The sequence below is a fragment of the Neobacillus terrisolis genome (genome assembly GCF_051233475.1).
Taxonomy (GTDB): Bacteria; Bacillota; Bacilli; order Bacillales; family Cytobacillaceae; genus Bacillus_BU.
In genome coordinates this window covers 75935-85602 of record NZ_JBKFGH010000036.1, presented here as the reverse complement: position 1 = coordinate 85602, position 9668 = coordinate 75935, and the positions used below count along the sequence as shown (strand labels likewise).

The window sequence follows — 9668 nt, the reverse complement described above, 5'->3', positions numbered from 1 at the left end:
TCTAATTTGGTTTTTTGTTTTTCAACAATAAACATTCTTACCAAATTAACCTACGATTTTACGAGTAAGGAGCTAGTTTCGTTCATGATAACTCGGCGCCATAGCGCCTGCGGGGTCTCCCGTGACACCTTCTCCCGCAGGAGTCTCGCACCTTCCGCTTCAATCAACAGAGTACTCAAAATCAACATTGTTCTTTAAAACAGCCTATTCATTAATAATCCACCAGACCTGCCTGACGCGCTTCTTTATTCATCTCAATAATCTGCTGCCGGGCTCTGACCATCGCCTCTGTTTTTCCAAAATGAAAAAAGGTAATATTCCCGCTTGGAAAGTCAGCACTTCTACCGACTCGACCGGCAATTTGCACGAGGGCACTTTCGGTGAAGATTCGATCTTCTGCACCTAAAACAGCCACATCGATATTCGGAAATGTAACACCTCTTTCAAGGATGGTTGTTGTTAATAAAATAGAGATTTCACGATTCCGCATCCGCAAAACCTTCTCCTTTCGGGCCGGATCTTCCGCATGGACACCTTCCATCTCTTTGTTCGGAAATTTAGTCTTTAAAAGCGGAAGTATTTCTGAGATTAGTTCTATTTTTGGAAGAAATAACAGCGCTTGCTTCTCTTCTTTCAATCGTTTTTCCAACCACTTCAATACATTTACAGGGAAAGTTTTCTTTGTTCTTAACTGCTTGTTCCAATTCCCACACCAGGCGAACTCGGGTACTGGAAGTGGATGGCGGTGATAGCGGGCTGGAATTGTGACAAAGGGCAGACTTCCTTGGCGACATTGTTTTTGCCATTTTTTATTTGGGGTTGCGGTAAGGTAAATCAGTGTGGAGGCGGGCTTTCTCGCCTGGTTTACGGCATGCTGAAGGGTTTCGTCTGCAGAATAGGGAAATGCATCCACTTCATCGACAATGATCGTATCAAAGGCTTGATAGAAACGGAGGAGCTGATGTGTGGTGGAGATGGTTAACGGTGCAAACAGATGGCGTTCCGGGCTGCCGCCGTATAGTGAAGCAATTGGGATGGTTGGAAAGGCCGCTTTCAGACGCGGCGTGAGTTCGAGGACGACATCGGTTCTTGGGGTAGCAATGCAAACTCGTTGGCCTTGTAGCAGGGCCTGTTCGATTCCTGTAAATAGCACCTCGGTCTTGCCTGCGCCGCACACGGCCCAAACCAGCAGCTCAGCCTTCTGCTTCATAGCAACCGTCTCCACGACTTGGTTAGAAGCCTTTATTTGACCTTTCGAGAGTTTTCCCGTCCAGGCTAATAAAGTTGCTTTCGTAGACCTTGAATCTTGTCCTGGCTTCTCTAAAAATGTTAACTCATTCCTCATCTCCGGTTCCGGTCCACACCAACTTATTAATGACGTACATGAGCTGATCCGTCCCATCATGATGCATTTGCGACAGTATGAACAATTCTTTCCGCATCTCGCACACGGAAATTGCCCAAACCAAGATGGATCATCATTGCCACAACGAATACAACAAGGCGATCTGCCATTGTCTTCAAGACCGCGGCGATAAGCAATATACCCGTTTTGATAATGACTGTGAATTTCTGCTATCGAGAAAGGCAGGTCTTCAAAAAGCAGTTGTTTTCCAGAGGTCATTTTTTGAAGGTTGATGTTGAAGGGAAATTCGGGGTTTAAGGGATGTTGGGTTTGACTCTGTGAGGATGGAAAAGTGTATTCAGGAAAAGGCTCCTCTTTAAAAGAATTTGCTTGATTTGGATACAAAACGGATCACCTCTTTTTTATATTTAAGCTGTGTTAAAGAACAATGTTGATTTTGAGCACACTGTTGATTGGAGAGGAAGGTGCGAGACTCCTGCGGGAGAAGGTGTCACGGGAGACCCCACAGGCGCTATAGCGCCGAGGAGGCTCCCGGACTCCCCCGCGGAAAGCGAGCACCTGGAACGGAAATCAACAGCCAACTATAACCGATCCTAAATTTAAAAGGCAGCCAAAAATTTTTTGACAAAATAAACACCGGCTGCCCTTGCGTAAACTAGCATTCAAAAGTAAAGTGTTTCCCAAATTCATTGTCCAAAATAGACATTTCTTCTATATCAGATTTTTCTTGTTCGAGGAATTTTTGAACCTCTAAAAATTGATGATCATCAACAAAATGAGGTTGCCAGAACGTTTTTAAATTGTTGGCGAAAAACGGAAATAGTTTTACAGAAATTCCAGCCTTTCGATTCACGATTAATTGTGTCAAAAATCCATATGGGGGTGCATTATACTTTGCATACTCTCCATTGCTATTGAACACACCATTTCCGACACTAAAAATGATCCATTTTCCTTTATATTTACGAATTTCTTGCAGGGTGTGAGGGCCGTGTCCTACTATCAGGTCACAACCGGCATCGATTAATTGTTCGGCATATTTTCGCTGCAACGGATTGGTTTTTAAAAAATCCACACCCCAATGAGGCTGAACCACAATAAAACTGTTTGGCTCTTTCTGCTTGATTGCTTTAATTCGGTCAAGAATGTCCCCACTCAAACTAGCTACACCAGATTTATCTCCACAAGCATAACTCTCAAACGAACGATAGGCAGTTTTTCTAAACCAATACGCATTAAAAATATAAACTGATGAATCGTGAATGCTAACTTTTAACGGTTGACCAGCCTCATCTGCGTTTCTCCCCGCCCCAAAGGTTGTCACATTTTCTTTCAGAAAGGCTGCTAATGTTGTCAATAGACCCGCTTCCTCATAATCCATTGCATGATTGTTTCCTAACGAGACTGCATGGACATTAACTGCTTTTAAAGCTTTAATCGAGGGCTCCCCTTCTGCCCATAACAAGTAAGGCTTGATTCCTTCATAGGGCGAACGAGTTCCTGATTCGATACAAACAGCTTCAAAATTGACGATATTAACATCACCGTTTAAAAAAAGTGGCGCAAGCTTTTGAAAGGAGTAATCATAACCAAACTTGGTCAATGCATCCTCTTTGCCTTGCTTAGTTCTTTTTCGGGTGTAATCTTCACCAAAATAGGTATCTCCAAGAAGGTTTATAGTAACCTCTTCTTTTTGCGATTGGATAATTTCCTTTGCAGCGGTCAAATCCGTTTGACCTTTTTCTTTGTTTTGGATTCGATCGATCAGATTTGTTAACACAAAATCGCGATGAAATTCATCTCGCGCCCCTGTGATCGCGAGCATGACCGGCTTTTGATTGATAAAGGTTAATACTAAACCTTCACTGTGATTTTCCCCAAACATGTAGGCAGCATAAGCCTTGCCGTTTGAAAGTAAAACGCTCTTGTGGTCGATCACTCGATCACGAAATTCAAAAAATGGGCTAGATAGATACTTTAACTCTTCAAATGAAAGGCTAAACAAATCTTGTCCCACTTTGATGAGATCATTCAAATCATAAGCTTGGGGCTTTTTCTTTAATACTCTGCCGGTGACGTTAATCGCCACCTCTTTCTTTAAATCTAGTTGTTGGACCTTCTGGCGAATCGCCCGTAATGCTTCAACTCTTTCAGAATCCAGAAAATCTGCTAGAGCTAAGATTGCTGAAGGTGAATTTTTAAAAATAAACCCGTGAAGAAGCTTCAAAACGGATACAGTTTCTCCTCCTTTAAGGTGAAATTCCTGATCCCCTTTTGATTCTGCTGCGGTTTTATTACTAATCGTCACTTTATCCGTTAAAACAAGCTTTTTCAGACTTATTTTACGGAGCAAGGAAGTTAAAAAGAGAACATGGCCTAAACCGAAATGTTGCTTAACAGATGACGAACCAGCTTCAAAAAGCAGCTCACCATTCGTTAAATTGATAGCTTTCGCATGAAAGGAAAGTGGATCTATTTTTTCAAAAGAATGAGTTTGGAGCTTATCGAGAGTTTGTCCAAAATCGGACCCTCTTTGCGAACCTTTAAACAAAAGAAAATCATCCTTCTGTATGTAATTCCTTAAAGCTTCAGCGCATGATTTTGCATCTAAATATACGCCGCCAATTTGTTCTGCTGAAATATTCTCCATGAAGTATTTCATATCATGACCATGAGCAAAGACTTTATCAAAATCTTGTGAAGCAAACCATTCTCCCAGCTCACGGTGAACCCATTCACTATTTTCTTTTAAGTTTACGATTGCCCCGAGCAGAGCAATTTTCCTTCCGGAGTATGAGGGAGCGAGCTGCTGGTATACTTCAACAGCAGACTTCACAGAGGAAACTTCCGCATTGTAGCTATCATCTAACACATGGATCGGAATCTTTCCGACCGTTAATGTTTTTAAGTCTAATACTTTCGGCTTCTTGGGAAAAGTAAGTAGCGCATGAGAGGTCGTTTCTATAGTTAAGCCAAGGAGGTCCGCCACTGTTAAGGCAGCCAGTGAATTTTGAGCCATGCCTCTTCCTAAGAGAGGCAGATAATAGTGAACGATTTCCCCATTTATTTTAGCAGTAATTCTGGATCCTTCACTCGTGTATGTATGGTCAATGATTTGATTGTCGGCGTCTTTGTGAAATCCATAGCTGACAACGGTAGCACCGTATTTCTCAACCTCATTTTTTACAAGTTCATATTCGTTCATATCGCGGTTGATAACCGCTATGCCATTGACTTCAATTCCTTGAGCTATTTTGGCTTTCATGATAGCTGTATCTTTAGCTGTTTTTACATCGTTATTTGTCTGACCTAACGATACCTCTGTGATGACAACAATGTGGGGCCTTGATAACAAAGAGATGCTCCCGCTTTTCATCCAAAGAGCAGACAACGCCGTTTCAATTACAATAAAATCCGGATCTGTGATACTTCTTGCAAGAGTTAGCGCAACACCTGTTCTTGAGTTGTGATTACCTAGGGTTTTTTCAACTTGATGGTTAGTCTCGAGGATATGGCCAATCATATTAGTGGTAGAGGTTTTACCGACAACTCCAGTAACAGCAATTACTTTGGCGCGGGTTTTCTGTCTCGCTTTGAGCGCTAATTGTTTTATCACGGAGTATGAGTTTTTTACTAAAAACTGAGGAATATGAGGAGGCAAGTTTTCAATCGGGCGCTGACAGATTACTCCACAAATATTGGTGGTAAACTGGTGGATTAATTCATGGGTATCTTCCCAAACTGCATAATGACCTTTATTTCCTGTTCCAGCTAACCAGGTTTCCTTATCAATCGCTATAAACAACGTTCTCTCTCTTTGGCAATGATTTTGTACGACCCCTACATTGGTTGCATACCAATCCAAAGAAGGTTCAATAAACCATGTGCCATCTAGTACTTCTTCAATGATGTCTTTTGTCCAAGCGTTCATCAACATGACGCAACACCACCTAACAACTAATTCGGGGGCCTGTCCCCCGCTACGCTAATGCGTCACAGCGGCGGGGGACAGGCGCCCTCCGCTTTAAAGCACTACACTACATTTTCTTTGACCAGCCTAATCCCATGGCGCCTTCGCCTAGGTGAGTGCCGATGACGGCGCCGAAGTAGCTGATTTTAAATTCGACATTTGGGAATTGTTGTTCAAGTTCCGTACGCCATTCCAATGCCTCTTCCTCACGATTGGCATGGATAACGACCGCTTCGTACGGTTCTCCGCTGCTGACGGCTTCCCCTAACAACTCTTCCATCCGCTTCATCGCCCGCTTCCGGGTGCGAATCTTTTCAAACGGCACAATCTTCTTGTCCTCAAAGTGAAGTAACGGTTTAACCTGAAGCAAGCTCCCAATCAGAGCTTGGGCACTTGAAAGGCGGCCGCCGCGCTGAAGGTGGGACAAATCATCCACCATAAAATAGGCATATACATATTTCTTCATTTCTGTAAGCCGTGCCATGATCTCATCAGGCCCGCTCCCGTCGAGCGCCATTTTGGCTGCTTCGATCACATAGAAACCCTGCACCATGCAGCTAATCTCCGAATCAAAAGGATACACCTTAATCCCTTCGACCATATCCCCCGCAGCAACCGCTCCCTGGTACGTACCGCTAATCCCACTGGACAAATGAATGCTAATAACCGCATCATAGTCCACCGAGAGCTTTTCAAATAGCTCAACAAACTCACCAATCGGCGGCTGTGATGTGGAAGGGAGTTCCTTCTCTTTGACCATGTGGTAAAAATCCTCAGCTTTAAGCTCCTTTTCCTCTTGGTACATCTCGTTACCGAAAATAACGCTTAACGGGATTATATTTATATGAAGTTGTTCTTGAATGTCTTTCGGTATGTACGCTGTACTATCCGTTACGATTGCCGTTTTCATGTATAGGTTTACCATCCTTATTACTTTTTCTTCTACTTTATGTCTTAGTACAATTTTATATGATAACCTGTTAAATTGCATTAATCGGATATACAAACCTTTCTTTTTTCATAAAAGGTTATGTGAATTAAATTTCTGGTTTTATCAATACAAATGCAGGAGATGGCGGCAACTGGTGACAAATTTTGGACTTTTGGTCCTTGGTTTTTGTGACCTAAGGGCGGCGATTGGTTGTAATTTTGCTGGCTTCTCTTGGTGATTTTGTTACCAATAAGGGCGATTGGTTGCAATTTCGATGATTCCTCTTGATGGTTTTGTTACCAATAAGGGCTATTGGTTGCAATTTTGCTGTCTTCTCTTGAAGATTATGTTACCAATGAGGGTTATTGGTTACAATTTTGCTGTCTTCTCTTGAAGATTATGTTACCAATGAGGGTTATTGGTTACAATTTTGCTGTCTTCTCTTGTTGATTTTGTTACCAATGAGGGCGATTGGTTGCAATTTCGATGATTCCTCTTGCCGGTTTTGCTACCAATAAGAGCGATCGGTATCATTGTTCCCGGCTTCACTTCCGGTTTTCGTCACCAATACCGTTTTTTATTACAATTTGGGGAACTTTTGTCCATCAGAAAAATGAGAAAACACCAATATGCACTTAATTTTAACAAAAATAAAAACGCTGTTCTTGTACAGCGTAAAAAATGAAAAAGTTATGATTAACTGACCGCTACTCCCAAGCCTCTGCGCTCGATTTCAGTAAGCAAAGTATCAATAAACTCTTTTTCCAATTGATATTTATTTGCTTTATAAAGTATCTCTATCAAATCCTGATCTGTAAGAATATCCAAAGATGACATTACCTTTTTCACTCCAATCATGATAGTGTATACTATATTTTTACAAAAAGCCGAAAATTAGTAAACAGGAGAGGTAATGGCACTAGGATTTCAATTTTCAAAGATCTTCTTATAAAAACACAGGCTCAACGATTACTAATTATAAAATAGTTTGGAAAAAAATTCAAAATGAAAAAAATACCCTCATGGTAGGTAAATTTGTTCATTTTTTGCAGGTGAACTCTGGCCTATTTTTATAGCAAAAATACTTAGAGCTAAACTAAATGTTCTCAAATTCTTCTTCATTCTGCATAACGATTTTGTACTAATAACATCATATTTCAGTTACATAACCTCTATATCATCGTTTCGGCATTTTCACATTAAATGACTCAAATCTAAACTTACAATACATTAATAGAAAAAACTCAGGTAATGCCAAGGCCAAACTGTATTGAAGTAGTACAGCAAAAAATAGCGCAGCAAGTGCTGAAATATCTGTAGACATATCTGAAAAAAATCTTGCTAATGCCCCACTAAACATGGTCACACCAAAAATAATCGGCATGCTAACATACCCTTTTGAGTTGTGAAAATCATAGAGTCCTTTTCCACCTTGTCTTAATTCCCCTTGACTTACCCTCTTGAAGGCTCTCATTGTTGAAATAATGAGGAGAATGACCCCTCCCCCCATTAAAAATAAACCTGTGTTTCTTATATAACTAGGCGAATTGAATGCTTCACAAACACCAAAAAATCCTTGGTAAAAATCAAATGAAAACTTTATTCCTAAAAAACTCAAAAATATGGATTGAAATCTTTGAAATTTATAGACAACTTTTTTAAAAGTAAAAAATAGCGTAAAGATAAATTGAATAGAAAAAAGTAATGAATTAAACAAAATGAATAGAACCGCTGATGTACTTATATCCAAATCATCAGGGATTAACCCAGCAAAGCACACTATTGTTGATAGTAAACTAACAAATAAAACCGCCCAAGAAAAACCAATAATGTTTTTTGGACTCATCCGGCCCTGCCCAACAATCTTTATTTGATAAAAATCTTCTTCCTTACAATTTCTTAACATACTTTGAAAAATCCCTCTCTATACTCATTTCGGCCGCTCCACCCTAAATGACTCAAACCTGAACTTACAATACATTAATAGGAAAAACTCGGGTAATACCAATGCAATACCATATTGCATGATTACGGCAAAAAGTAAAAATAAAAATACAGTAAAATCTGTTGATACTTCCGACATATATTTCCCAATAGCCCCGCCAAACATCGTTACACCAAAAATGATTGGGAGGCTAACATAGGACTTTGAATTTTGAAAATTATAGAGTCCCTTACCTTCTTTCCTTAGCTCATCCTGTTTTACTCTTTTTACCGCTCTCAGTGTAGAAAATATTAATAAAATAATTCCACCGAAAAATAGAATAATACCAGTATTTTCTATATATGGTGGAGTTCCATCAGACAAACAAATACCAAAAAATACTTGATAAGTATCAATTGAAACCTTAAATCCTATTAAACTTAAATATAGTGAAAGGAACCTTTGAAATTTATAAGCTAATTTTTTAATACTAAAGAACAAATTAAAAATGAACTGAAATATCCAAAAAATCAAACTAAATAAAACCATCAAAGTCATGAATGTGCTTTCCGCTGACAAGCTATCCATAAATGCGAATATTGTTGTAATTGTACTTAATACAAAGCATCCCCAAAAAAAGCCTGACACTCCACTAGGACTCAATCGACCGAACGAAACCGATTTAATTTTATAAAAATCCTCTTCCTTACAACTTCTTAACATATTATTATGAAATTCCCCTCTACCATTTTTTAGGTAACTCCACCCTAAATGTCTCAAATCTGAACTTACAATACATTAATAGAAAAAACTCGGGTAATGCCAAGGCTAAACTGTATTGAAGGAGTACAGCAAAAAATAACATCCCTAAAACTTCAAAATTGCTAGCCGTATCAGAGAATAACCTTGCAGTTGCGCCTCCGAACATAGTCACACCAAAAATAACTGGAACACTAACATATCCTTTGGAGTTTTGAAAATCGTAAAGACCATTTTCACCTTGTCTTAATTTGCCTTGGCTTACCCGCTTAAATGCCCGCAACGTGAATATAATAAGAAAAATGGCTCCTCCCCCCATTAAGATCAAACCAGTGTTTCTTATATAATTAGGGGAATTAAATCGTTCACAAACGTCAAAAAAAGCTAGGTAAAAATCAATCGAAAACTTTAAACCAATAAAACTCAAACACAAAGATTGAAATCTTTCAAATTTATAAGCCACTTTTTTAAAAGTAAAAAATAGTGTAAAAATAAATTGTATAAACAGCATTAAATAACTAAGAAGAAGGATTAAAACCATTGCTGTACTAACATCATTATCTTCAGGGAATAATCCGCTAGAAGTTGCAATAGTTGTTAATACACTTACAAATATTACTGCCCAGAAAAAACCTGAAATACTCTGCGGACTCAACCGATCTTGGCCTACAGATTTAATCTGATAAAAATCCTCTTCCTTGCAATTTCCTAACATGTA

General features: G+C 39.5%; 7 protein-coding genes. All 7 read right to left on the bottom strand.

Features of this window, described 5'->3' with window-relative positions; genetic code table 11:
* Positions 1–211: 211 nt before the first annotated feature.
* Positions 212–1624, bottom strand: a complete 1413-nt coding sequence (locus ACI48O_RS19565; RefSeq protein ID WP_435563534.1) for an ATP-dependent helicase ComFA — start codon at positions 1622–1624, stop codon at positions 212–214.
* A 397-nt stretch (positions 1625–2021) separates the two neighbouring features.
* The gene (locus tag ACI48O_RS19560) at positions 2022–5303 is read right to left on the bottom strand and encodes a CapA family protein (protein ID WP_435563533.1); all 3282 of its coding nucleotides are present in this window, start codon (positions 5301–5303) and stop codon (positions 2022–2024) included.
* A 100-nt stretch (positions 5304–5403) separates the two neighbouring features.
* Complete coding sequence (locus ACI48O_RS19555) at positions 5404–6246, bottom strand: DegV family protein (RefSeq protein ID WP_435563532.1); 843 nt, start codon at positions 6244–6246, stop codon at positions 5404–5406.
* 717 nt (positions 6247–6963) lie between these two features.
* Complete coding sequence (gene sda, locus ACI48O_RS19550) at positions 6964–7104, bottom strand: sporulation histidine kinase inhibitor Sda (RefSeq protein WP_435563531.1); 141 nt, start codon at positions 7102–7104, stop codon at positions 6964–6966.
* Between the two features lie 340 nt (positions 7105–7444).
* Positions 7445–8173, bottom strand: a complete 729-nt coding sequence (locus tag ACI48O_RS19545; protein ID WP_435563530.1) for a hypothetical protein — start codon at positions 8171–8173, stop codon at positions 7445–7447.
* 24 nt (positions 8174–8197) lie between these two features.
* The gene (locus ACI48O_RS19540; protein WP_435563529.1) at positions 8198–8914 is read right to left on the bottom strand and encodes a hypothetical protein; all 717 of its coding nucleotides are present in this window, start codon (positions 8912–8914) and stop codon (positions 8198–8200) included.
* Between the two features lie 19 nt (positions 8915–8933).
* Complete coding sequence (locus tag ACI48O_RS19535) at positions 8934–9665, bottom strand: hypothetical protein (protein ID WP_435563528.1); 732 nt, start codon at positions 9663–9665, stop codon at positions 8934–8936.
* Positions 9666–9668 lie beyond the last annotated feature (3 nt).

Bases quoted from the DNA above. Each gene is read 5' to 3' on its own strand.
- ACI48O_RS19555 (WP_435563532.1), bottom strand. From the start codon at position 6,246: ATGAAAACGGCAATCGTAACGGATAGTACAGCGTACATACCGAAAGAC.
- ACI48O_RS19560 (WP_435563533.1), bottom strand. From the start codon at position 5,303: ATGTTGATGAACGCTTGGACAAAAGACATCATTGAAGAAGTACTAGAT.
- ACI48O_RS19540 (WP_435563529.1), bottom strand. From the start codon at position 8,914: ATGTTAAGAAGTTGTAAGGAAGAGGATTTTTATAAAATTAAATCGGTT.
- ACI48O_RS19545 (WP_435563530.1), bottom strand. From the start codon at position 8,173: ATGTTAAGAAATTGTAAGGAAGAAGATTTTTATCAAATAAAGATTGTT.
- ACI48O_RS19565 (WP_435563534.1), bottom strand. From the start codon at position 1,624: ATGACCTCTGGAAAACAACTGCTTTTTGAAGACCTGCCTTTCTCGATA.
- sda (WP_435563531.1), bottom strand. From the start codon at position 7,104: ATGTCATCTTTGGATATTCTTACAGATCAGGATTTGATAGAGATACTT.
- ACI48O_RS19535 (WP_435563528.1), bottom strand. From the start codon at position 9,665: ATGTTAGGAAATTGCAAGGAAGAGGATTTTTATCAGATTAAATCTGTA.